The following is a 21,933-nucleotide window of genomic DNA, read 5'->3' on the forward strand; positions in this document are numbered from 1 at the left end:
ACCGCGCGCAGGAGGGCGATCAGGGTGGTCGGCGTGGCGAGCAGCACCCTGTCGGTGACGCCACTCTCGATGAGACCCGGGTCCTTTTCGAGCGCGGCGTAGAAGATGCTCTCGCTGGGCAGGAACATCACCGTGAACTCGGGGCTCGTGCCGAACTGCTCCTGGTAGCTCTTGGCGCCCAGCTTGCGCACGTGATCGCGCACCTGCCGTGCGTGGTCGGCGAGATGCCCCGCGCGCGCCGCGTCGTCCGTGGCCTCGAGCGCCGCGAGGTAGGCCTCCAGCGGCGTCTTCGCGTCCACCACCACCTGCCCGCCGCCGGGCATCTTGATGATCATGTCGGGCCGCAGGCGCCCAGCGTCGGATTCGCCGCTCACCTGCTCGTGGAAGTCGACGTGCTCGAGCATGCCGGCCATCTCGACCACGCGGCGCAGCTGCATCTCGCCCCACTGGCCGCGGCCGCTGGGCCGGCGCAGGGCCTGCACCAGGTTGCCGGTCTCGGCCTGCAGCTTCTCGTGGGCGCCGGCCAGCGCGCGCAGCTGCTCGTTCAGGCCGCCGTAGGCTTCGGCGCGCGCCTTTTCGATGCGCGCCAGCTCCTCGTTCACCTTCTCGATCGACTTGCCCAGGGGCTCGACGAGCTTCGCGACCTCCTGCTTGCGCAGGTCCAGATCCCCGCGCGCCGTCGCCTGCTCTCTGCCGAAGGCCTCCCGGCTGAGCTGGAGCAGGCGGACGCTGTTCGCATCCAGGGCCTTGGCGGCGAGCGCCTCGAATTCGGTCGCCAGACGCTCGCCTTCCTTGCGCAGCAGCTCCAGCTTCTCGGCGGCGCCCTTGCGCTCGCCCTCGAGCGTGGCCCGCGCGCGGCCCAGCTCGACCTCGAGGCGCGCCAGGCGCCCCCGCGACCAAAGAAAACCGATCAGCAGCCCGAGAACGGCGCCGATAGGAATGCCCAGCAGGAGTGCCTGCGTGTCCATGCTCACCTCCCGGCCGGAGCCACTCTAGCGCGCGGGACGCGGCGCGGCAAGGAAGCCCGCGGCACGACGAGGAGGCATGGGAAGGGGCCCAGCCGTGCGCGCGGACGCAGATGCGTGGAACGGAAGTTGCGTGAGCGGAGCATCCACCAGCGCACAAGGCCTTGGCCTGACGAACATTACGGGACGGCAATGGAAGCCTTCATCGCCCGCCAACCGATCCTCACCGTGGACAACAAGGTCCACGCCTACGAGCTGCTCTTCCGCTCGGGGCCGGAGAATCTCTTTCGCGGTCGGGACGCCAACGCGGCCAGCTCCTCGGTGATCTCCAATTCGCTCTCCCTCTTCGATCTCTCGGCGCTCACCGGCAATCGCGACGCCTTCATCAACATGCCGCGGCAGCTCCTGCTCGACGGCAGCGTGCGCATCCTGCCGGCCAAGCAGGTCGTGATCGAGATCCTCGAGGACGTCGCGCCCGACCCCGAGGTGCTCGAGGCCGTCCGCGAGCTGCGTGCGGCGGGCTATCGCTTCGCGCTGGACGACATCGCCAGTTGCGCGAGCCAGCAGGCCTTCGTCGAGCTGGTCGACGTCGTCAAGGTCGACTGGCAGGCCGCCGGCGAGAGCCGCGCAAGCGAGATCGTCCGCGCCTGGCGACGCCCCGGCCTGCGCTTCCTTGCCGAGAAGGTGGAGACCTGGGCCGACTTCCAGCGCGCGCAGAGCGTCGGCTTCACCTACTTCCAGGGCTACTACTTCCAGCGGCCCGAGGTGCTCACGCACGGCGACATCCCGCGCAACAAGGCCGTCGCCCTCGCGCTCTTCCAGGCGATCCGCAAGGATCCGATCGACTACGCCACGCTCGAGAGCCTCATCAAGAGCGACCTCTCGCTCTCCTACCGGCTGCTGCGCCTGGTCAACTCGGCCTGGGCCGGCCTGCCGCACGAGATCCTCTCGATCAGCCACGCCATGGTGATGCTCGGCGAGATGCGCATCCGCCAGCTCATCCAGGTGACGGCGATGACCGACATCGCCGAGGACTGCAGCGAGGAGCTGGTGCAGCGCTCCTTCATCCGCGCGGCCTTCATGGAGACGCTCGCCGGACGCCTCGGCGAGAGGCTACGCGACCAGGAGTTCTACTTCGTGGGCTTCTTCTCCTGGCTGGACGTCATCCTCGGCCGCACGATGGAGAAGGTGCTCGAGCTGCTGCCCGTCAGCCCGCAGGCCCGCGAGGGTCTCGTCGAGGGCAAGGGCCTGCTCGGCATCATGCTCCGGCTCTGTGCCGCCCTCGAGCACGGCGACTGGGCCGCAGTGGAGACGCACTGCGCCGCGCTCGGCCTCGAGTCCGCCGCGACCGCCGAGGACTACCTCGGCACCATCGAGAGCCTCGACAGCTTCACGCGCGGCGTCACGGGCCAGCGCCAGCCGCAGCGCCTGCTCAGCTAGCCAGCGCCTTCAATCCAGCGCCAGTTCCTGGTAGTCCGCGCCGCAGGGCGGGCCGTCCGTGGCCCAGAGCCGCCCCGCGCCGGGATCCATGATCAGCGACGCCACGGTGTGCACCCGCTCGACGGCGGGCAAGGCCTCGTCCTCGTGCCGGCAGACGGAGTTCGGCCGCCCGGCATGGTCGCGCAGCATCCCTTGCAGACCTGGCAGCGACACCGGCCGCCCTTCGCGCAGCAGGGCCTCCAGGCGCGCCGCGCGCTGGCGCGAGTAGGGCCGCGTCAAGCTCGGCGGTTCGACGACGCCGAGCGCCGCCGGGTCTTCGAAGTGATTCGCATGGGCGAGGCAGCCGTCGCGGCAGCCCACGCGGCCGAGCGCGTCGGGCGCCGCCTCGAGGTCCAGCACCTGCCCCGGCGCCTGGGCGATCAGGTAGTTCGTCGTGCAGGCGCGCGCCTCGTCCGCGATCACGGCGACCGCCGTCGCGAAATCCGGCGCCGCCAGCACGGCGTGACAGCGCCAGTGGAAGGGCAGCGTGAAGCGGCGCCAGTCGTCGGTCGTGCTCAGCATGCCGTTGATGGCGAGGGCCACGCCCGCCGCGTTCAGGCCGATCTTGAGGCCGAAGATGCCCGCCTCCGTGAAGCCCAGGCGCGCGGGGCCCGCCTCCGGCCGCACGCGCAGCAGCGCGCCCTTGGCTGCGGGGATCCAGTCCCAGTTCTGCCCGACGAGCAGGCGCCCCGCGGCCGTCGCCTCGGGCAGCAGGGCGAAGGCCGTGCAGCCGTCGGGCTCCCCGCGGTGCTCGAGTTGCCGCGCCGCCTCGGCGGCCTTCACCGTGCCGTACTGGTAGTAGAGCAGCTCGTAGCGCAGGTTCAGCATGGCGACGAGATCGAAGGGCAGGCCCGCGCCCTCCGCGATGCCCGCCATGCCGCGCCGGTAATCCGGCGCGCGGTCGCCCAAGGCCTCCAGATAGGCGCCGCTGCGCGCGAGCAGCTCCGCGCGTGGAAGCTGGGCCTCGCGCTCGAAGCGATCCAGGTAGACGTGCAGGTTGTGGGCGATCGCTCCGGCCAGCGCCCGGCCGTGGCCGAGGCCCTGCGCGTGGGCATCGCCACTGAGGTTCACGACGGGCAGACTCATGCGTTCAGCTCCTTCTCGAGGATCAGGCGCGCGCCGCCGGGCCGGTAGCCGAGGCGCCGGTTCACAGCCAGCATGCCGGCGTTCGTGGCGGCGTTGCGCGTCGTGACGCGCGCGAAGCCCTGCGCCTTGGCGTCGGCCAGGGCCTGCGCCTTGAGCGCGAGGGCGATGCCGCGCCCCCGCCAGTCGCGCCGCACGCCGCTGACGATGGTCTCCAGCTCGCCCGTCCGCGGCGCCAGCGCGTGCCAGCACAGGCCCACCGGCTCGGGCTCGCCGTCCGCTGCCGCGGCGAGTGCCAGCCAGCACAGCTCGGGCCGGTAGCCCGGGCAGCCGTAGTAGAGATGGGCGTAGATCGCGTAGTCGGGCGGCGTCAGCTCGCCCGTCATCGGGATGTCCGCGCTGAAGGCCATGTCGAGCGCGAAGACGCGCCGCCGCCAGGCGTCGTCGTCGCCGAGCGCCGCGAGGGTCGTGAACTGCACGCCCGCCGCCTCGCCGCGCGCACGGGCCGGCGCCCAGTCCGCGGCCGCGAACTCCGCGAAGTGGAGCGCGGATTCGATCTCGCGCAGGGTTTCGCGATAGCCGCGCCGCAGGAGCCAGGCTTCGCCCTCGACCTGTTCGGCCCAGAGGCCCGCGCTCAGACGCTCGGGCGTGCTGGGCGCGAGGGCCGCCTCGAGCCAGGCGTAGAGCGCGCGGCCCAGACCGCGCCCGCGCGCGGCCGGCGTGACGCCACCGTAGAGCACGAAGCGCCGCGGGTGGAACATCAGCGAGTACTGCAGGAAGCCTGCGTAACCGGCGAGCCCTCCCGCCACTTCAGCGACAACACGCCCACGCTTGACCCGTGCATCCACAAGGGAGTCCTCGTGGCGCCAGTGGGCCTCGCCCAGTGGATGCTCCGGCTCGCAGGCCACCTGCAGCGCGGCGAGCGCGGGGTAGTCCGCCTCGCGAAAGGGACGCAGCTCAGGCACGCGCCGCCTCCCCCTCGTCCGCGCCGACGGGCTTCTCCATCTCGAGCCAGGCGGGCAGCGGCGTGAACCCGAGCCGCCGGTTGATGCCGAGCATCCCTGCGTTTTCCGCGGCGTTCCAGGTGCGCGTTTCCTTGTAGCCCGCCGCCTTGGCGGCGCCGAGCGCCCGCACCTTGAGCGCCGTGGCGAGGCCGCGGCGGCGGTACTCGCCGAGCACGCCGGTGAGGCCCGTGCCCACGCGACCCGGGATCTCGTTCCGCCAGAAGTTGCTGATCCCGACGAAACGCTCGCCGTCGAGCGCGATCAGGTTCAGCTCCGGCAGGAAGCGCGGGCTGCCCAGCGAGCGCTCGCGCCAGAGCTCGAAGGGCGGCGGCACGTGCAGCTCGGTGCGCGGCATGTCCGCGAGCAGCTGCTGCGCGAGCGCGTACATCTTCTCCTGCCAGTCCGGTCGGTTCTCCAGCTCGGGCAGACTGCGAATCGCGATGCCCTGCTCGCTTGCGCGCGCGAGGTCCGCGGCGTAGGCACTCGGATCGAAACTCGCGATGTCGCAGACGGACTCCTCCACGCGCATGCCCGGCGCATAGCCGCGCGCCGCGGCGAAGCGGCGGCTCGCCTCCCAGTCCTCGCGCAGCATGCCGCGCAGCAGGATCGGCTCGTGTTCGGCCAGCGCGGCGACCACCGTGTCGTAGAGCGCGGCGCCCAGGCCCTGGCGACGCCTGTCTTCGCGCACGATGACCTCCACGTAGAACTTGCGCGGGTGGTAGCCCCAGGTCTCCTGGTAGTAGCAGCCGGTGCCGAGCAGCGCAGCGCCCCCCTCGGCCACCCAGCGCCGCACCTTGTGCTGCGGTTCGCGCAGGCGATCGGCTCGACGGCGTTCGGCGGCGCTCTCCGTCCAGTCGGGAAAGACGGCATTGTGCAGCTCCGCCCAGGCCTCGAAATCGGCGTCGACGAAGTCGCGGATCGTCCAGCTCATGCCCGTGCCTCCTCGCCGGCGCTCGCCGCGAGGGCGGCGGCGTCCAGCACCTTCTCGATCATCCACCAGGCGGGCTGCGGCACGAATCCCAGGCGGTAGTTGATGCCCAGCATGCCCTTGTTCGTCTCGGCGTTCCAGGTGATCGTGGCCGCGTAGCCGGCCGCCTTGGCGGCCGCCAGCGCCGACACCTTGAGCGCCGTCGCGACGCCCAGCTGACGGCAGTCGCGCCGCACGGCCGTGAGCCCTGTCTCGACGCGTCCCGGCGTCTCCTCCTTCCAGAGGTTGCTCAGGCCCACGTACGCCTCGTCCTCGCGGCGCACGGCGATCATGTTGAGCGCCGGCAGGAAGTTCGGGCTCTCGAGGAATCGTTTCCGCCAGACGGCGAAGTCCGTCGGCGTGAAGGGGTCGCTGCTCGGCACGTCCGGCAGCAGCAGCTGCTCGAGCGCAAAGTACTTCTCATCGCGCGCGGGGTCCGCCGCCAGCTCGGGATAGCTCTTGATCGCAATCCCCGCCGCCGCCGTGCGCGCGAGATCGGCCGCGAAATGCTCGGGCTGGAAGGCCTGGATGTCCAGGCGCGACTCCTGCTCGCGGTAGTCGAGCCCGAAGCCGCGCGCCTCCGCGAAGGCGCGGCCGCCGAGGTTGTCCTCGCGCACCTCGCTGCGCAGCACGATCGGATCGAAAGCGCCCACGGCCGCGATCACGGTGTCGAAGAGCGCCGCGCCCAGCCCCTGCCGCCGCCAGTCCGGATGCACACCCAGCTCCAGCCAGAACTTGCGCGGATGGTAGGCATGGCTGCTGTTGGCGTAGCTCGCCCAGGCCACGACGCGGCCCTCGGCTTCACCCACCCAGCGCCGCCAGCGGATCTTCGGCTCGCGCAGGGAATCCCAGCGCGCGATGTCGCTCGCGGCCTGCAGATAGGTCGGGTAGCAGGCGTTGTGCACCGCGGTGTAGCCGTCGTAGTCGGCGGGCGTGAAGTCGCGGATCGTCCATTGCCTCGCCATTTCAAGCCTCCTGGCGCTGGGCCTGCGCGGGCAGGGGTTCCAGCGCGAAGTCCACCCAGGCCGGCAGCGGCGTGAAGCCCAGCCGGCGGTTGATGCCCAGCATGCTGTCGTTCGTCGAGTCGTTGCCGGTGCGCACCTCGCGGTAGCCGGCGGCCTTCGCGCGGCTGAGCACCGCCACCTTGAGGCCCGTGGCCACGCCCTGGCCGCGCCACTCGCGGCGCACGCCCGTGAAGCCCGTGTTCAAGCGCCCCGGCACCTTCGAGTGCTGAAGCATGCTGAGCCCGGCAAAGAGCCCCTCGGGCGTCACCGCCACGAGGAAGCCCTCCGCGTAGAAGTCCGGGTGCCGGAGGTACTTGCGCTGAAAGACCTCGAAGGGCGGCACCGTGTAGGGCTCGGGCATCGGCATGTCGGCGCCGACGAGGGCGTCGAAGTCCCAGAGCTTCCGGTCGCGCTCGGGGTCGCTCTCCAGCTCGGCGTAGCTCAGCAGGCGCAGGCCCGCGGCCACGGTCTTGGCCTCGGCGCCCGCGAAGCGCTCGGGCGCGAAGCGCGTGAGGTCGAGCGCGGACTCCACCTCGCGGTTGCCCGGGACATAGCCGCGCGCGGCGAGGAAGCGCAGGCCATCCGCCCAGTTCTCCAGCACCTGCGTACGCAGGCTGAGCGCCCCACGCGCCTGCGCGGCGGCGAGCACGGTCTCATAGAGCGCCCTGCCGCGGCCGCGACCGCGCGCAGAGGGCAGCACCTGGACCATGCCGTAGTAGCGGTCCGGGTGGTACATCCAGTCCATGTGGCTCAGCGTGGCGTAGCCGAGGATCCGGCCCGCCTCCTCCCAGACCCAACGCTGGAGGTGGAGGGTCCGGTCGCGGCTCTCGTCGTAGTGGCGCAGCTCGGCCTCGTCGACCGGGTGATCCGGGTCGACGGCGTTGCGCAGGACGACCAAGCCCGGGTAGTCGCCGGGCAGGAACTCACGAATCGCAGTCATCTCGATCGACTCCACTTTGTCCGCTCGCGGGGCGAGCTGTTGATGGCCAGGCCCAAGGGGCCGCGAAGGCGAAAGGGCGCGCTGCCGGCAATGACCGGTCGCGGGCCGCTGGCCGCGGGAGGGATCTGGCTTCGGGATCAGCGCCGGTGGGCGCGGGAGCCCTCGCTCGGGAGGGCAGGGCGCCTAGCGGCGCTTGACGAGGGCCATCCCCCTGACGGCAGCCAGGAGCGGGCACACGACCAGCGCCGAGTCGGTCTGGTTCTGGATCATCGGTCACTCCTGTGCTGGCGGGCCGAAGCCCGCGTGGACGGCCGGCATCTTCCCCGCGGCGCGCGGCTGGCATCGGGATGCCTTGGCGTCGCTCCCGATCGAGGCGGATGGGGCCGCCCCGGCCTCGTGTCGCGTTTGGACGCGTGGTGGAATGGGCGGCTAGTTTAGAGACTCTGCACCGCCGAGTCCAGAAGAAAACCTGGATGCGGCAGCTTTTCGCAGGCCGGGCGCCCGGCCCCGCGGCCCTAGACGAGCCGGTAGATCTCGCGGTGGCCGCCCGTGACCAGGTCCATGTAGCCCTTCATGATCGCGCGGACCTCCGGCCGCGTCCCGCTCGCGGCGAGGTGCTGCTCGAAGCTCGCGAGCGAGTCGATCTCCGCTTCCAGCACCACCGTCCAGTAGCCCGCGACGGCGTCCACCATGACGCGGCCGTTGACGAAGCCGTCGATCGACTCGAAGTGGGGCAGCGCGCGCCTCAGGATCTCCGCCAGGGCCTTGGCCTGGCCGGGCTTGCAGTGGAAGACATCGCGGACGACGAACATGCCTAGCTCCTCTCGAAGGTGACCACCCAGACCCAGGGGTCCGCCCGCCACCGGCTCTCGGGGCGAGCGTGCACCGCGTCCCACCAGCGGGCGAAGCCCGCGCGCTCGCTCTCCGCCACCCCCGGCGGGCTGGTCTCCCGCCACATCCCGCCCTCGCACGCGAGATCCGCATCGGCGATTGCCTGCAGCCGCTCCCGGCGCAGGGCGAGGATGCGCAGCCGCGTGCCGTCGGCCGCGCAGAGCGTGTCGCCCGGCTCGCCGAGAGGGCAGGGCGCCGCGGCGTCCTTGACCACGCGGCGCAGTTGCGTCTTGTGCCCAGCGGCGATGGCGCGCAGGCAGGCCGGCGTCAGTCCCACCAGGCGCTCATTCATTGCGGCGCCTCTCCCGCGAAGAGCGGCGCGAGCCGCGCGCAGATCGCCTCGCAGAGCGCGCGGTCGGCGGGGCCGAAGCGGGCGGGCTGATGGGAGTCGATGTCGAGCTGCGCGACGAAGCGGCCGCGCACGAGGATCGGCACGACGATCTCCGAGCGCACGGCCAGGCTGCAGGCGAGGTGGTTGGCCTCGGCGGTGACGTCTTCCACCACCATCGTCTCCGCGCGCTCGGCCACCTGGCCGCAGATGCCGCGGCCGAAGGGAATGCGCGTGTGCTCGGTGGGCTCGCCGACGAAGGGCCCGAGCACGAGCTCGCGCGGGCGCTCGGGGTCGACGCAGTAGAAGCCCACCCAGTCATAGCCGGGGCGGCGCGTGGCAACGAGCCGGCAGACCGCGGCGAGGGCGGCTTCGCGCGTGGGTGCGGCGGCGAGGGCGCGCTCGATCTCGGCGAGGAGGGCGGCGGACTCGTCCATCTGGAGCCTCCGGGCTGCCGGCGCGCGGACTCGCGCGCGGTCCGCCGAGCATAGCGAGGCTGCGGGGACCGTCAAGATGGCGGCAGGTTCGCGCTCGAAAAGGGCCGGGCGATCCGGAATCGCCGGTTCGGTCCCTGGACCCGGGCCCGATCGCTGCCCGGCTGTGGGGTTTCGCGAAAACCAATGACCCCATCGACGATTTCCCGCGTTGCGCGCGCCGTGCCCCGGGACGGACTCACGCTGGAGGCCGGCCAGATGGGGCTAGGGACGCCGGGGGCGCCGTGCTAGCCTGCCGCCGTGCTGACGCACCTCGTCATCGCGAATCCCGCATCCGGCCGCGGGCTGGGCGCGCGGCGCCGCCGCGAGGCGGAGCGCCTGCTCGACGCGGGCGGCCTCGCCTACGAGGTCTTCGTCACGCGCGCCGGCGGCGACGCGCGGCGCGTGGCGCGCGAGGAGGCCGCGCGCTACTCGGTGATCGTCGCGCTGGGCGGCGACGGCACGATCCAGGAAGTCGCGGGCGGCCTCGCTGAGGCCCGCCTCGCGCGCGCGGCGGAGGACACGCGCCCGCTCGCGGCGCTCGGCATCCTGCCCGCGGGCACGGGCAACGACCTCATCAAGAGCCTGCGCCTGCCGGCGGACTTCGCGGCCGCCTGCCGCCGCCTCTGCGCGGGCCAGCCCCGCGCGCTCGACCTCGGCCGCATGCGCTGGCGCGAGGTCGGCGAGGCGGCACCGCGCGAGCGCCTCTTCGTCAACAACGTGGGGCTCGGCTTCGAGGGCCAGGTGGGCTGGGCGGCCTACCGGCTGCGCCTGCCCCTGCGCGGCCTGCCGCTCTACCTGATCGCGCTACTCAAGGTGCTGGTCCGCCTCGAGAGCCCGCGGCTCGCGCTGGCCTGGGACGGGGTCGAAGCGCCGCCGCGGCCGCTGCTCCTCGTCAGCGTCGGCAACGGGAGCACCTCGGGCGGCGGCTTCCGGCTCAACCCCCGGGCAAACCCCTGCGATGGCCGCCTGGACGTCTGCGCCGCCGACGCCCGCGGCCGCCTCGAGATCCTCCGCCTCCTGCCCCGGGCGATGAAGGGCACGCATCTCGACCTGCCCGGGATCGAGAGCCGGCGCGTCGCCCGCCTCAGCGTGCGCGGCGAGACGCCCTTCGCCGGCCACGCCGACGGCGAGCTGCTCTCCGAGCGCATCCTCGCGGCCGAGTTCGAGGTGCTGCCCGGCCTCCTGCCCGCGATCTTCTGAGCGACGCCGCCGTGGACGCTCGCGCCCGCGCCCGACAATCGCGCTTGTCGGCGCCGCGCGGGCGCGCACGCCGCGCGCGCGGCGATCGCCCGACCGTAGCGCAACTTGCGCGCTTCCGCCGCCTCGGCACGCGCCCTGCAGTCGCCCGCTTGCCTTCTCCCAGGGACACGCAAGCGGGAGACACTCGCCATGTCCAAGATGATCAGCTATTCGATCTGGTTGTACTTCGCGATCACCCTGCCCCTCATCATCGAGGGGACCATCCTGCACGCCATGAGCTACGCGGCCACGGAGGACATCAGCCTCGGCGGCATCAAGGCGCTCTACGGCGGCGAAACCGCCGGCCGCGGCGCCTCGCTCCAGCCGCAGACCCTCAGCGACCCGGGCGGCATCAAGCCGACCCTCGAGGCCATCCCTTGCCCGGACGGCGTCACGCGCAGCGCACTGGCGATTCTCGCGCTCGTGCGCGCGGCCAACCCCGAGCTGCCCATCTGGAAGGAGCCCGCGCTCGTCCAGGCGCTGAGCGGCGAGCGCGGCGTTTGGCAGTGGATCAAGGATCACATCAAGCTCAGCATCGACGCCTTCGGCCTGCACTTCCAGATCCACGGCGACGGCGACTTCTGCGGCCAACTCACCGTGATGTGGTGGAATGGCTGGAACGCCACCTGGGAGCCCTGCTAGTGGGCTCGCGCTGCTACCGTGCGGCGGCGCTCGTCGTCGCCTCGCTGGCCTGGCTCCCGCGCCCTGCGGGAGCCGGGCCTTTCCTGCTCGAGCTGGACCGGCAAGCGCGCCGGCTCGACGGCGGCGAGCGGGGGCGCGTGGTGCGCCTGCTCGCGGACTTCGCGGCCGCCGTCGCCGCGGACGACTCGGCCGCCTTCGCCGCGCGCTTCGACACTGACGCCGCGGCGCGGCTCGTCGCGCGCGCGGCCGACTCCACGCTCGCCTACCCGGAGCCCCTGGGCGTCTGGTTGCGCGCCCTGCGCGCGGAGGCCGCGCCGCTCGCTCCCGCGGAGGCCGCCCCCGGGGGCGGGTGGGCCGGGCTCGCCGCCGCGCACGAAGCCCTGCGCCACGCCTTCGTGGCCGCACCGACCGACCTGCTGCCGCCGGCGACCGTCCTCGCACTCGTGCGCGCGGACAGCCTCCACGCGCTGCCACTGCACTTGCGGCCCGGACTGCAGCCGCTGCGCCTCGCGCACAAGGGCGTCCTCGATCCCGACCCGCGGCTCTCGCCGCTGCTCCTCGTCTCGCTGCGCACGGCGATCCCTTGGCACGATCCGCGCTGCGCTCCCTGGCGGGTCGCTGTCGCCCCCGGGGGCGAGTCCTGCCCCGTGCTGCCGGGCGCGCTGCCCCTCGCCCTCGATCCCTGGGCGGGGCCGGCCGCGCGCGAGGCCCTGCTCGACAGCCTCTTCGCGAACGAGCCCGCGCTGGCCGAACTCGGCTGGCTGAAGCGCCGCTTCGTGCGCAAGGGGATCGCGGGCCTGTTGACGAGCCTGGCTCGCCAGCAGGCGGCCTTCGCGGAGTGCCGCTACCAGCGCGGCGCGGGGCCGGCGCCGCTCGGCCCGCCCCCGGGGGCGGGCGCGCCGCCGCGCTGCGCGCTGGGCGAGGCGGCGATCCTGCGGCTGCTCCTCCTGCCCGACGGCGGCGAGAAGGACCGCTGGCGCCTCGTCCTCGCCTGGCTCACGCCGCTGACGCTCGCGGACTTCGCCACGGCCAGCCTCGAGCCCGGCTACGGCGACTGGCTTGGGACCTACTCCGAGTGGATGGCCAGCGTCGAGAACGACTAGAGATAGAGCTCCCGCCCGCGCCGGCGCAGCCAGCGCCGCGCGCGCTCGTAGTCCGGGAGCTGCCCCGCGACCAGCGCCCAGAAGCGCTCGGAGTGGTCGGGCTGCTTCAGGTGGCAGAGCTCGTGGACGACGAGGTAGTCGAGCACGGCCGGCGGCGCCATCACGAGGCGCCAGCTGAAGGAGAGCCGGCCGCTGCTCGAGCAGCTCCCCCAGCGGCTGCGCGTATCACGAATGCCGATCGCCGTCGGCCTGACGCGCAGCGCCCGCGCCCAGTGCGCGGCGCGCGCTGCGATCAGCTCGCGGGCGAGGGGGCGGTACCAGGCTTCGAGCGCGGCAGCGGCGGCGGCATGCCGCACCTCGGGAGCGAGGCCGGCAGGCAGGACGAGCGCGATCTCGCGTGCGGCCTCGCCCCGCGGTGTGCCGGCGCTCTGCCCCGTCCCGCCGACGCGCGCGCGCAGGCGGCCCGGCGCTTCACTGACGCGCAGGGTCCAGGCCTCGCCGAGCAGGGGCAGGCGCTCGCCGTCGGCGAAACGGCGCGGCGGGTGCTCGGCCTCCCAGGCCGCCAGCTCGGCGAGGCGCGTGGTCCACCAGGCCGCCTCGGCAACGAGGAAGGCCTCGATCGCGGCCAGGGCGAGGCGCGGCGGCGCCAGCACGACGAGGCCGCGGCGCGGCTCGACACTGAGAGTGAGCCGCCGTCGGCCCTGGCGGCGGATGAGCAGGTAGGGCTGCTCGCGCCCGGCGACGTGCAGGCTGCGCGCGCTCTGCGTCTCCCTCACGCGCCGGCCTCGCCGCCTTCACGCGTGACCTCGCCGGCTTCGGCCCAGAGGGCGGCGAGCATGGCGCTGGCCGGCCCGCGCAGGCAGTGATCGTAGAAGCGCGAGAGCGGCGTCTCCTCGGGGTTGATCTCGATCGTGAGCGCTGCCGAGCGGAATGCCAGCATCGGCAGCTCCGCTGCTGGATGAACGAGGGCCGAGGTGCCGATCGCGACGAGGCAGTCGCAGGCGGACAGGCGCGCGGCCGCCTGGGAAAAGAGGGCCCCGTCGAGGGGGTCCTCGAACCAGACGAGGTCCGGCCGCCACCAGGCGCCGCAGGCGCAGTGCTTGTCCGCGAGCGGCACCTCGCGGCACTCGCAGCGGGCGCCGCAGGCCTCGCAGCGCAGACGCCACAGGCTGCCGTGCAGCTCGATCACGTCCGTGGCGCCGGCGGCCTGGTGCAGGCCGTCGATGTTCTGCGTGACGATCGCCGTCCCCGGCCGCGCGGCCTGGATCGCCGCGATCAGCCGGTGCGCCGCGTTCGGCGCCGCGGCCGCCACGTCCGCGCGGCGCGCGTCGTGGAACTCCCAGACGCGCTCGGGCGCGCGGCGGAAGGCGCGCTGGCAGGCGTAGTCCTCGTAGCGGTAGCGCGTCCAGACGCCGCCCTCGCCGCGATAGGTGGCGATGCCGCTCTCGGCGCTCAGCCCCGCGCCCGTGAAGAAGACGAGGCGCGAGAAACGCCGCAGGTCGGGCGCGGCCATCGCTCGCCCCCCTACTCCTCGGCGCGCGTGACCACCACGCGCAGGCCGATGTAGGCCGCCGGCGGCGCGGGCTCGCCGCCCAGCGCATCGGGCGCCGTTGCCGCACAGAGCCCGCGCGCGACGGCCCTGCCGCCCTCGCGCACCCACTCGGCGGCGTTGCCGCCGAGGTCGTAGAGCCCGCTCGACCCCGCCGGCGCGAAGGAGCCGACGGGCTCGAGCAGGTCGCGGTTGACGGCGAGCTGGGCGACGGTCTCGGCGAGCGCCGCGGCGTCGTCGCGCCCCGGCGCCTGGCCCGCCCACCAGGCGAGCGTGTTCTCCGGTTCGGCCGCGAGCGCCGTGAGCCGCTCCCATTCCTCCCCGTTGGGCAGGCGGCAGTCGGCGCCCAGCTGGGTGCCGAGCCAACTGCAGTATGCGCGCGCCTCGTCGGCGCTGACGCCCGCGACGGGCAGGTTGCCCTCGCGCCGCTCGGCCGGCCGCGGCCGGCCCTTGAAGGCGGCCCACTGCGCGCGCGTCACCTCGAAGCGCCCGACGAGCAACTCGCCCCAGGGGAGGAGCTCGGGGACCAGCGCCTCTCCGGCCAGCTCGCCATAGTAGCCCTGGCTGGTCGCGACGTCCGCCAGCGCGAGCGCGCGGGCGAGCGGCGACTCGGGCCGGTAGCGGGGCTCGGTGGCCGGCGTCAGCTCGAAGAGCCAGCGATCGAGCCAGGCCAGCGTCTCCGCGAGGTAGCGCCGGCGCGCGGGGGGCGAGGCGAGGAAGTGATCCTCGCCGGGAAAGCGCAGGAAGCGCACAGGCGCGGCGCCCGTCTGCTGCAGCGCGCGGTAGAGCTGCTGGCCCTGCTCGGTGGGCACGTTCACATCCGCTTCGCCGATGGCGACCAAGGTGGGCACCTGCAGGCGGTCGAGGCGGAAGAGCGGGCTCTTGGCCAGGTAGAGCTCGGGCAGCTCCCAGGGCGCGCCGCCGAAGTAGGCGTCATCGAAGGCGGCGCCGAAGGCGCAGTTGCCGTAGTCGCTGGTCCAGTTGACGTCGCCCGCGCCGGCCACGAGGGCACGGTAGCGGCCCTCGGACTCGATCGCCGCCGCGATGGAGAGGATGGCGCCGTTGCTCCAGCCGACGAGCGCGAGGCGCGAGCCGTCCGCGAGCCCGCGCGCGACGAGCGAGTCGATGCCGCTGCGGATGTCGGGCAGCTCCAATTCGTAGTAGCGGCCCTTGATCGACTCCAGCCAGGCGAGGCCGTAGCCGCTGCTGCCGTGGTAGTTGGGCTTGAGCACGAAAGCGCCGCGCGCGGCGAGCAGCGCGGCCGAGCCGTACCAGTCTTCGTCGAAGCGGTCGCGGTCGGCGTCGGCGGGACCGCCGTGCGGCATCACGACCAGCGGGCGCGGGCCGTCGCGCCCGGCCTCATAGCCGATCGGGTAGATGAGCAGGCCCTCGACGCTGTCGCCCGCGGCGCCCCGCCAGCGGAAGGGCTCGCTCTGCGGCGCGGGCAGCGCGCCGAGGGCCGAGTTCAGGCGCAGGAACTCGCGGCGCTCGCCGAGGGCGGGCGGGGTCCTGGCCGCCTTGCCGTCGCCGCCGAGGCGCCAGACGAGGTAGCGGTCGGGGCGGTCCGCGCGCTGCTCGGCGAGCAGGAGCAGCTTGCCGTCGGGGCTCGTCGCCAGAGGCTTGTCGACGCCGCGCGCGGGGCGGGGCAGCTCGTGAATGGCCCAGGTCTCCCCCTTGCGCTCGAGCAGGAGCAGGCGATTGCGCAGGCCGTCGGCGAGGCTGACGAGGGCACCGCCGCGCCAGGCGGCGAGCGCCGGCGCGTCGAGCCCGCGCTGCCAATCGAGGTCGAGCGAGCGCCAGTCCCTGTCCCCCAGGCCGCGGTAGGCGAGCTCGTCCTGGCTCACGTAGAGCGAGAGCGAGTCCGTCGACACGGGCTGCAGGAAGTAGAAGCCCTTGCTTTCGAGGTCCCAGGTGAAATCGTGCGCGCGCAGCGCGGCCGGCAGGATCTCGCGCACGGCGCCGCTCGCGAGGTCGACCAGGCGCACCGCGGGCGGGGTGCGCGCGTCGTAGTCGTCGTGCAGGCTCAGGCTGTAGCGGGCGACGGCGTGGCGGCCGTCCGGGCTGGCCACGAAGTCGAGGATGGGCTCGCCGTTCGCAGTCAGGCGGCGCGGCGCCTCGCCGAGCGTGAGCGTGAACAGGCGCGCAGGCGGCACGTTCTCCTCGTCGCCGACGACCACGGTCTCGTCGCCCTGCTCTTCGAGGCGCGTCTCGCGCAGGCTCTTGCCCTCGCCGGCGAGGTAGAGCAGCCGCTCGGGACCGATCCAGGCGAAGTCGGCGATGCCGCCGGCGTGGTCGGTGAGCGCTTCGGCCTCGCCGCCTGCCAGCGGCAGCAGCCAGATCTGCGGCTCGGGGTCGGCCGCGGTCTTGGCATCGCCCGCTGGCTGCGCGCGGGCGGCGAGGAAGGCGAGCCGGCGCCCATCGGGCGACCAGCGCGGGCGGCGGGCGTCGCTCTCCGCGCGCGTGAGCTGCCGGGCCTCTCCCGCTGCGCTGGCCACGTCCAGCGGCGCGAGCCAGAGCTGCCAGCGGTAGGCCTTGCCCGCGTCCACCAGCGCGCGCTGCGCCCAGGCGGCCCAGCGGCCGTCGGGCGAGACCGCGAACTCGCGCGCCGCCTCCTGGGCGACGATCGCCTCGACGCTCCACTCGTTCGCCGGGGCCGGCGGCGCGGCAGCGGCGAGGGCGGGCGGGAGCAGGAGCAGGAGCGCAAGCGGGAGCAGGCGGGCGGGGCGCGGCATGGATCACCTCGGCGTGGGCGTTCTGAGCGCCGCCACTCTAGGCCAAGGGGCCGCCGCCGTGAAGCCCTAGAAGTAGAAGAAGAGCGTCAGGCCCATGGTGACGGAGGGCGTGGGCACCGACCAGTACCAGCCGCTCTCCTTGCGGGTCCCGCGGCTTGTGCGCTCCCCGCTCTCGCCCTCGCTCGTTTCGCCGCGATGCCAGTCTTGCTCGCGGCTGTGCGAGCGGTAGTAGTCGAAGAAGACCTGCGACTCGACGCTGACCCGGGAGTGCAGCTGGATCTGCGGTCTGAGCCCGACGCCCAGGCGCAGCGTCTCGCCGCGCTTCTGCGAGCGACTGACGTCGTACTCCCAGTCGTTGCCGTCGGTCTCCAGGTCCAGATTCTCCCTCTCCTCGACGCGACGGCTGTAGCTGTGCACGATGCGCAGGACCGGCGCCAGGCCGAGACGCGGGTGCAGCGCGAAGCCGCGCGCGCAGCTGAAGCCGAAGCTGCGCGAAACGGGATCGCTGCTCGTCACGGTTTCGCCCTGGTCGAAGGTGTAGTAGTCGGGGTTCTCATCCAGGTAGTACCCGCTGGAGGAAGCCGTGGCGAAGGAGCCCGTCGCCGTGAAGCTCCAGCCCGAGGCGAGTCGATAGCGCAGACCGACTCCGCGTAGGTAGCTGTAGTCGTCGACGGAGAGGAGCTCCCCCCAGCCGAGACCCCAGCGCCGGAAGGGCGGCGCCTCGTCCGCCGCCGCGGCGCTCGCCAGCGCCAAGCCGATCGCCAGAAGCAGTCCGCGCGCCTTCGCCTTGCCCACCATTGCCGCTCCTTTCCGCTACCCCTCGTCGCCCCGCTGCCCTAGGATTCCCCCCGGCGCCGGGCGCCGGCGCCAGTTTGGGCGAATTCGTGTTCGATTGCAAGGGAGTGCCGAGCCATGGCCACGCGACGCAAGATCCGCGCAGAGGACCTCTTCCGTTTCCAGTTCCCCGAGGCGCCGGCGATCTCCCCCGACGGCGAGCGCATCGTCTACAGCCTGAAGCGGATCGACGCCAAGGAGAACCGCTACCTGGCCAACCTGCACGAGGTCCGGCGCGCTGGCGGCGGCCGCCGCCAGCTCACGCAGGGCGCGCAGATCGACAGCGCCCCCGTCTGGAGCCCGGACGGCCGCCAGATCGCCTTCCTCTCCAGCCGCGAAGAGAAGACGAACGTCTGGCTGCTGCCCACGGGCGGCGGCGAGGCGCGCCAGCTCACGCACCTGGAGGGGCCGATCAGCGGCCTCGCCTTCAGCCCCGACGGCCGGCGCCTGCTCTTCCTGCACCGGCACCTGAAGAAGGAGGACCCGAAGCAGCGCGCCCGGCAGGCGACCTTCAAGCACATCACGCGGCTCTCGCACAAGCTCGACGGCTTCGGCTATTTCCCGGCCGACCACCAGCAGCTCTACGTCGTTGGCCTCGCGGGCGGCAAGCCGCGCCAGCTCACGCGGGGCGACTTCAGCGTGCGCGAGGCCTGCTGGAGCCCCGACGGCCGGCAGATCGCCTTCATCGCGAACCCGCACCCCGAGCGCCAGCACGAGGGCGGCCTCGAGCAGGTCTTCACGCTGCCCGCGCGCGGCGGCGCGCCGCGCCCGGCCACCACCCGCGGCGGCCACCTCGTCGCCCTCGCCTGGGCGCCCGAGGGGCGCTCGCTCCTCTTCACCGGCCACTTCGGCGGGCCGGGCGAGTGGATCAAGCACCCCTACCGGCTCTACGAGACGCCCCGCGCCGGCGGCGCGGCGCGCTGCCTCACGCCCTGGCTGGACGACTGGCCCTTCAACTTCATCATCACGGACACCGTGATGGGCGATGCGAGCGCCCTCTGGCCCTACCGGGAGGGCGAGACCTGGCGCATCGCCTTCGGCATCAGCGAGCGCGGGGCCTATCGGGTCTACTCGATTCCGCGCGCGGGCGCCCCGCGGCGCGCCCAGGCGCGGCTCGAGTTCGGCGGTGAGGTCAACGTCTACGGCATCAGCGTCGACGAAGCGGGCCGCGCGGCCCTGGCCACCGCGACGATGCTGGACGCCGGGGACATCTACGGCCTGCGCCTGGACGGCCGCCGGCAGGCGAAGCGGCTGACGCAGGTCAACCGCGCGCTCCTGGGCGGCCTGCTGCTCACGGCGCCCGAGGAGTTCAACGTGAAGAGCGGCGCGGTGAGGGTGCAGGGCTGGCTGCTGCGCCCGCCGGGCGCCCGGCGCGGCGCCAAGCACCCGGGCCTGCTCGAGATCCACGGCGGGCCGATGGGCCAGTACGGCTACACCTTCTTCCACGAGATGCACCTGCTCGCCGCGCAGGGCTACGTGGTCGCCTTCTCGAACCCGCGCGGGTCCTGCGGCTACGGAACGGACTGGGTGAAGTCGATCCACGGCCAGTGGGGACAGAAGGACTACGCCGACCTCATCGCCGTGACCAACTACCTGGCGCGCCAGCCGGACGTCGACGCCCGCCGCCTCGGCGTGCTCGGCGGCTCCTACGGCGGCTTCATGACCACCTGGATGCTCGGCCACAACCGCCGCTTCAAGGCAGGCGTGACGATGCGCCAGGCGGGCAACCGGCTGATCCAGTTCGGCGCGTCGGACTACAACGCCGGGGAGCGCCACAGCTTCGGCGGCGCCTGGCCCTGGCAGAAGCCGCTCGCCTACCTGAGACAGTCGCCGAACTTCCACGCCCACCGCATCCGGGCGCCGCTCTTGATCATCCACAACGAGAACGACCTGCGCTGTCCGATCGCGCAGGCCGACGAGCTGTTCACGATCCTGAAGGCCCTGGGCAAGACGACCGAGTACGTCCGCTTCGAGGGCGAGAGCCACGGCATGAGCCGCGGCGGCCGGCCGCAGAACCGCCGCGAACGCCTCGTGCGCATCACGGGCTGGTTCGCGCGCTACCTCTAGCTAGGGAGCTCTCACTCGGCTTCGATGGCCTCGACCCAGACCAGCTCGCAGGCGCCGTTGCCGGAGTCGGTGCGCGTCATCGAGCTGAGCCAGACACCGCGGTCGGGCCGCTCGGCCATCACGAGGAAGCCGCGCAGGGTGACCAGGTGCCCGACGCGCAGGCGGCCGAGCGCGGCGCGCACGGCGTCGTTGCCGGGGATGATGTGCATGTTGGCGCTGTTCGCCGCGATCTGATCGCGCGGGATGGGCAGATCGGCGGCCCGCCAGTAGTAGAAGCGGTTGCTCTGGTCGATGTCGATCGCGGCCAGCACGGCGCTGTCCGACATCGGGCCCCAACCGAGGGCGAGGTCGTAGGGCGCCAGCGCCGCCGCCTGGTCGAAACGATAGCGCTTCACGCCGAGCACGCGCGCCTGCAGGTCGAAGCGGGCCAGCGGCGTGATCTTGGCGCCGCCCTGGAAGTGCTGCCGGATGCCGTGCACGCCCGTCTGCGCCGGCAGCGCCGGCGCGAGCTGGCCCGGCGGGCGTTCGATCTCCCGGTGCGCCCACCAGTGGTAGCCCCAGGTGGCGACGAGCAGGACGAAGACGAGGCGCTTCCACATGGCGGCTGACCACTGCGCATTGCGCGCGCCCGGCGGCGCTGGGTGTGCCGAAGACCCCCCGCCCATCCGATCGGGGCGGCCGGGGTGCCCGCCCAACGCGGCTGCATGGCCCGTGCCGCCCGGCGGGGAATCCCTTGCTCGCCGCCCGGTGCTTGCGCAGAATACCGCCAGCCGCACCGGAAGGCCGCCATGGAGTGCTACAGGGAATTCCCGCGCAGCATCGGCCTGCTGACGACGCTCGCCTCCATCGTCTACGCGATGGCGGCGACGGCGCTGCTCCTGGACCTCGGCGTCTGGTTCACGCTCGGCTTCCTGCTGCTCTATCTCGCCGTCCACTACGTGCACTACCCGCGCAGCGCCTGCGTGAACTGCGCCTACTACGGACGCTACTGCATCTCGCTGAAGGGCAAGCTGGCGGCGCGACTCTACCGGCGCGGTCGCGAGGCGGACTTCTATCGCGGCATGAAGCGCGCGATGCGGGGCGTGCACCTCGTCTGGGCCTATCCCTTCCTCGTGCTCGTGCTCGCCCAGATTCGCGGCCGGCCGATCATCCTCAAGGATCTACTGCTCGCCGCCGTGCTCATCGTGTTGATGGTGATGCGCCAGCTCATGCGGCGCAGCCTCGGCTGCCGGGTCTGTCTGATGCGCGACAACTGCCCGAACGTCGACCCCGACCGCCGGCGTGGCGTCGAGGTCGTCGAGCACACGCCGGCGCCGCCGGGCCACTGAGGCCGCCGGCGGGAGGGCGCGCCGGGGAAGGACGGGGCAGAACCGGGCAGCACGCGCTCCGGCGCGGGACGCCGTCTTGATTCTGCCCCGCCGCTTCCCTATCCTTTATCCCCATGAAGACGACCCGCCTCTGCCTCGCCGCGCTCCTCCTCGCTGCGCTCGCCGCCGCCCCGCCGGCGGTCGCCGACATCACGGGCAGCACCATCGTCAAGGCCGAGCCCAGCGGCCCGCTCGCGCTCGGGCAGTATGTCAACCTCCGGCTGAAGGTCACGAACGCGAGCACGGACTTCAACTGGATCACGCGCATCGACCTGCGCTTTCCGCTCTGCTGCACCGTGGCGGGGATGAGCTACGACGACTCGCCCTCCAACGGGCACTGGGTCTTCGACATGTTCGGCGTCCCGGGGACGGACGTCTCCTACATCGACGGCGCCGGCGACGAGTGGGGCGAGATCCCGGGCGGGGACTACGGCTACCTGGACCTGCTCGTCAACGTGGGTGAGGACTGCCCGAGCTCGGAGCGGCTCTGGTACGATCTCTACGCCGACGGCTTCGGCGACCCGCCACACGAGCTGCTCAATCGCTGGACCATTCTCACCTTCGACGAGGTCGCCGTCGCGGGCACGAGCTGGTCGACGGTGAAGTCCCGCTACTGAGCGCTCGCCCGCGGCTCCCCGCGGGCGCCATCCCAGAACGCCGACGCCCGCAGGTTCGCGAAGAGCGGATCCGTGCGGAAGGCCTCCGGCTGCGCCAGGCCCTTGTCCAGGCAGAAGCGCGCCCAGCGCGCGGCGGCGGCGGGAGCATCGGCCATGCTGTGGCTGGCCGCGGCGAAGAAGGCGGCATTCTGGTAGGAAGGCTGCAGCGCGCAGACCGCTTCGAAGCCGCGGGCGGCCTCGGCGTAGCGGCCCAGGCGCGCGAGCGCCGTGGCGCGGTTGTTCTGCGTGGTCGGGTTCTCGGGGTTGATCGCCACCGCAGCGTCGAAGGCGACGAGCGCCTCCGCCATCATGCCCGCATCGGCGAGCAGACGTCCACGCAGCGAGTGCGCCCGGGCGTCGCGGGGGAACTGCTTGGCAAAGGTGTCCAGCGCGGCGTTGAAGGCGTCCAGGCGACCGAGATCGCGCAGGGTGAGCAGGCGATTGTACTGGAGGTCGGGGTCGCCCGGCCGCAGCGCCAGGGCTTGCTCGAAGATGGCCAGGGCCTCCGCGTGGCGGCCCGCCTCGCGGCGCTGCAGCCCCACGCGCGAGAGGCCCTCGGCGTCGGTGATCCGGCCCCCGGCGTAGGCCTCCTCGATCTGAGTGCCCA

At 72.9% G+C, this 21,933-nt stretch carries 22 protein-coding genes; 7 read left to right on the plus strand and 15 right to left on the minus strand.

The genetic code is table 11. From position 1 onward, the window contains the following. The coding region (gene rmuC / locus FJ251_04770) for a DNA recombination protein RmuC (protein MBM4117046.1) at nucleotides 1-968 on the minus strand (968 nt) is incomplete at its 3' end. Between the two features lie 189 nt (nucleotides 969-1,157). Here rmuC and FJ251_04775 point away from each other — a divergent pair. After that, on the plus strand, nucleotides 1,158-2,405 hold the full coding sequence (locus tag FJ251_04775) for an HDOD domain-containing protein (GenBank protein MBM4117047.1): 1,248 nt from the start codon (nucleotides 1,158-1,160) through the stop codon (nucleotides 2,403-2,405). A gap of 9 nt (nucleotides 2,406-2,414) precedes the next feature. Here FJ251_04775 and FJ251_04780 read toward each other — a convergent pair whose 3' ends face one another. The 8 genes from FJ251_04780 to FJ251_04815 all read right to left on the minus strand — a co-directional run bounded on the left by FJ251_04780 (nucleotide 2,415) and on the right by FJ251_04815 (nucleotide 9,098). After that, the gene (locus tag FJ251_04780) at nucleotides 2,415-3,530 is read right to left on the minus strand and encodes a peptidase C45 (GenBank protein ID MBM4117048.1); all 1,116 of its coding nucleotides are present in this window, start codon (nucleotides 3,528-3,530) and stop codon (nucleotides 2,415-2,417) included. Then, nucleotides 3,527-4,492 (minus strand): GNAT family N-acetyltransferase, encoded by a 966-nt coding sequence (locus FJ251_04785; protein MBM4117049.1) that lies wholly within the window; start codon nucleotides 4,490-4,492, stop codon nucleotides 3,527-3,529. Before FJ251_04785 ends, FJ251_04780 begins: the two co-directional genes overlap by 4 nt. After that, nucleotides 4,485-5,462, minus strand: coding sequence for a GNAT family N-acetyltransferase (locus FJ251_04790; GenBank protein ID MBM4117050.1), 978 nt, complete (start codon nucleotides 5,460-5,462; stop codon nucleotides 4,485-4,487). The genes FJ251_04785 and FJ251_04790 overlap by 8 nt, the downstream gene beginning before the upstream one ends. Then, nucleotides 5,459-6,463: a GNAT family N-acetyltransferase gene (locus FJ251_04795; protein ID MBM4117051.1), complete on the minus strand. Its 1,005-nt coding sequence runs from the start codon at nucleotides 6,461-6,463 to the stop codon at nucleotides 5,459-5,461. Before FJ251_04795 ends, FJ251_04790 begins: the two co-directional genes overlap by 4 nt. Nucleotide 6,464: 1 nt before the next feature. Continuing rightward, nucleotides 6,465-7,442, minus strand: a complete 978-nt coding sequence (locus tag FJ251_04800) for a GNAT family N-acetyltransferase (GenBank protein ID MBM4117052.1) — start codon at nucleotides 7,440-7,442, stop codon at nucleotides 6,465-6,467. Nucleotides 7,443-7,957: 515 nt separating this feature from the next. After that, nucleotides 7,958-8,254 (minus strand): hypothetical protein, encoded by a 297-nt coding sequence (locus tag FJ251_04805; GenBank protein ID MBM4117053.1) that lies wholly within the window; start codon nucleotides 8,252-8,254, stop codon nucleotides 7,958-7,960. 2 nt (nucleotides 8,255-8,256) lie between these two features. Beyond that, nucleotides 8,257-8,625, minus strand: a complete 369-nt coding sequence (locus tag FJ251_04810) for a hypothetical protein (GenBank protein MBM4117054.1) — start codon at nucleotides 8,623-8,625, stop codon at nucleotides 8,257-8,259. Then, nucleotides 8,622-9,098: a GAF domain-containing protein gene (locus tag FJ251_04815; GenBank protein ID MBM4117055.1), complete on the minus strand. Its 477-nt coding sequence runs from the start codon at nucleotides 9,096-9,098 to the stop codon at nucleotides 8,622-8,624. The genes FJ251_04810 and FJ251_04815 overlap by 4 nt, the downstream gene beginning before the upstream one ends. A 297-nt stretch (nucleotides 9,099-9,395) precedes the next feature. Between FJ251_04815 and FJ251_04820 the strand changes: the two genes are divergently transcribed. The 3 genes from FJ251_04820 to FJ251_04830 all read left to right on the plus strand — a co-directional run bounded on the left by FJ251_04820 (nucleotide 9,396) and on the right by FJ251_04830 (nucleotide 12,121). After that, complete coding sequence (locus FJ251_04820; GenBank protein ID MBM4117056.1) at nucleotides 9,396-10,337, plus strand: hypothetical protein; 942 nt, start codon at nucleotides 9,396-9,398, stop codon at nucleotides 10,335-10,337. A gap of 189 nt (nucleotides 10,338-10,526) precedes the next feature. After that, the gene (locus tag FJ251_04825; GenBank protein ID MBM4117057.1) at nucleotides 10,527-11,018 is read left to right on the plus strand and encodes a hypothetical protein; all 492 of its coding nucleotides are present in this window, start codon (nucleotides 10,527-10,529) and stop codon (nucleotides 11,016-11,018) included. Then, nucleotides 11,018-12,121, plus strand: coding sequence for a hypothetical protein (locus tag FJ251_04830; GenBank protein ID MBM4117058.1), 1,104 nt, complete (start codon nucleotides 11,018-11,020; stop codon nucleotides 12,119-12,121). Before FJ251_04825 ends, FJ251_04830 begins: the two co-directional genes overlap by 1 nt. Here FJ251_04830 and FJ251_04835 read toward each other — a convergent pair. From FJ251_04835 to FJ251_04850, 4 genes are all read right to left on the minus strand, one after another. Further along, on the minus strand, nucleotides 12,118-12,897 hold the full coding sequence (locus tag FJ251_04835; GenBank protein ID MBM4117059.1) for a M48 family metallopeptidase: 780 nt from the start codon (nucleotides 12,895-12,897) through the stop codon (nucleotides 12,118-12,120). The genes FJ251_04830 and FJ251_04835 overlap by 4 nt on opposite strands. Further along, nucleotides 12,894-13,634: an NAD-dependent protein deacylase gene (locus FJ251_04840; GenBank protein MBM4117060.1), complete on the minus strand. Its 741-nt coding sequence runs from the start codon at nucleotides 13,632-13,634 to the stop codon at nucleotides 12,894-12,896. Before FJ251_04840 ends, FJ251_04835 begins: the two co-directional genes overlap by 4 nt. 11 nt (nucleotides 13,635-13,645) lie before the next feature. Continuing rightward, a complete protein-coding gene (locus tag FJ251_04845) occupies nucleotides 13,646-16,402 on the minus strand; it encodes a peptidase S9 (protein MBM4117061.1) in 2,757 nt (918 codons plus the stop codon). A 66-nt stretch (nucleotides 16,403-16,468) separates the two neighbouring features. After that, nucleotides 16,469-17,200, minus strand: coding sequence for a hypothetical protein (locus FJ251_04850; protein ID MBM4117062.1), 732 nt, complete (start codon nucleotides 17,198-17,200; stop codon nucleotides 16,469-16,471). Between the two features lie 114 nt (nucleotides 17,201-17,314). Here FJ251_04850 and FJ251_04855 point away from each other — a divergent pair, with 114 nt between their 5' ends. After that, nucleotides 17,315-19,303 carry a S9 family peptidase gene (locus FJ251_04855; protein ID MBM4117063.1) on the plus strand — a complete coding sequence of 663 codons (1,989 nt, stop codon included), beginning with the start codon at nucleotides 17,315-17,317 and terminating at the stop codon, nucleotides 19,301-19,303. Between the two features lie 11 nt (nucleotides 19,304-19,314). Here the strand turns inward: FJ251_04855 and FJ251_04860 are convergent, their stop codons facing one another. Next, entirely contained in the window at nucleotides 19,315-19,902 is a 588-nt protein-coding gene (locus FJ251_04860; protein ID MBM4117064.1) for a hypothetical protein, read from the minus strand. Between the two features lie 189 nt (nucleotides 19,903-20,091). On the opposite strand from FJ251_04860, the gene FJ251_04865 reads away from it, so the two are divergent. Together FJ251_04865 and FJ251_04870 are read left to right on the plus strand one after the other, a co-directional pair. Further along, complete coding sequence (locus tag FJ251_04865) at nucleotides 20,092-20,631, plus strand: hypothetical protein (protein MBM4117065.1); 540 nt, start codon at nucleotides 20,092-20,094, stop codon at nucleotides 20,629-20,631. Nucleotides 20,632-20,744: 113 nt separating this feature from the next. Further along, nucleotides 20,745-21,287, plus strand: a complete 543-nt coding sequence (locus FJ251_04870; protein MBM4117066.1) for a hypothetical protein — start codon at nucleotides 20,745-20,747, stop codon at nucleotides 21,285-21,287. Here FJ251_04870 and FJ251_04875 read toward each other — a convergent pair. Next, on the minus strand, nucleotides 21,281-21,933 hold a 653-nt coding region (locus FJ251_04875; GenBank protein MBM4117067.1), incomplete at its 5' end, for a tetratricopeptide repeat protein. The genes FJ251_04870 and FJ251_04875 overlap by 7 nt on opposite strands.

Source organism: bacterium (assembly GCA_016873475.1).
Lineage (GTDB): Bacteria > Krumholzibacteriota > Krumholzibacteriia > JACNKJ01 > JACNKJ01 > VGXI01.

Coding starts and splice junctions, on each gene's coding strand:
- FJ251_04860 (MBM4117064.1), bottom strand. CDS start 19,902: ATGTGGAAGCGCCTCGTCTTCGTCCTGCTCGTCGCCACCTGGGGCTAC.
- FJ251_04815 (MBM4117055.1), bottom strand. CDS start 9,098: ATGGACGAGTCCGCCGCCCTCCTCGCCGAGATCGAGCGCGCCCTCGCC.
- FJ251_04850 (MBM4117062.1), bottom strand. CDS start 17,200: ATGGTGGGCAAGGCGAAGGCGCGCGGACTGCTTCTGGCGATCGGCTTG.
- FJ251_04825 (MBM4117057.1), top strand. CDS start 10,527: ATGTCCAAGATGATCAGCTATTCGATCTGGTTGTACTTCGCGATCACC.
- FJ251_04790 (MBM4117050.1), bottom strand. CDS start 5,462: ATGAGCTGGACGATCCGCGACTTCGTCGACGCCGATTTCGAGGCCTGG.
- FJ251_04840 (MBM4117060.1), bottom strand. CDS start 13,634: ATGGCCGCGCCCGACCTGCGGCGTTTCTCGCGCCTCGTCTTCTTCACG.
- FJ251_04795 (MBM4117051.1), bottom strand. CDS start 6,463: ATGGCGAGGCAATGGACGATCCGCGACTTCACGCCCGCCGACTACGAC.
- FJ251_04845 (MBM4117061.1), bottom strand. CDS start 16,402: ATGCCGCGCCCCGCCCGCCTGCTCCCGCTTGCGCTCCTGCTCCTGCTC.
- FJ251_04775 (MBM4117047.1), top strand. CDS start 1,158: ATGGAAGCCTTCATCGCCCGCCAACCGATCCTCACCGTGGACAACAAG.
- FJ251_04855 (MBM4117063.1), top strand. CDS start 17,315: ATGGCCACGCGACGCAAGATCCGCGCAGAGGACCTCTTCCGTTTCCAG.
- FJ251_04780 (MBM4117048.1), bottom strand. CDS start 3,530: ATGAGTCTGCCCGTCGTGAACCTCAGTGGCGATGCCCACGCGCAGGGC.
- FJ251_04800 (MBM4117052.1), bottom strand. CDS start 7,442: ATGACTGCGATTCGTGAGTTCCTGCCCGGCGACTACCCGGGCTTGGTC.
- FJ251_04865 (MBM4117065.1), top strand. CDS start 20,092: ATGGAGTGCTACAGGGAATTCCCGCGCAGCATCGGCCTGCTGACGACG.
- FJ251_04805 (MBM4117053.1), bottom strand. CDS start 8,254: ATGTTCGTCGTCCGCGATGTCTTCCACTGCAAGCCCGGCCAGGCCAAG.
- FJ251_04870 (MBM4117066.1), top strand. CDS start 20,745: ATGAAGACGACCCGCCTCTGCCTCGCCGCGCTCCTCCTCGCTGCGCTC.
- FJ251_04810 (MBM4117054.1), bottom strand. CDS start 8,625: ATGAATGAGCGCCTGGTGGGACTGACGCCGGCCTGCCTGCGCGCCATC.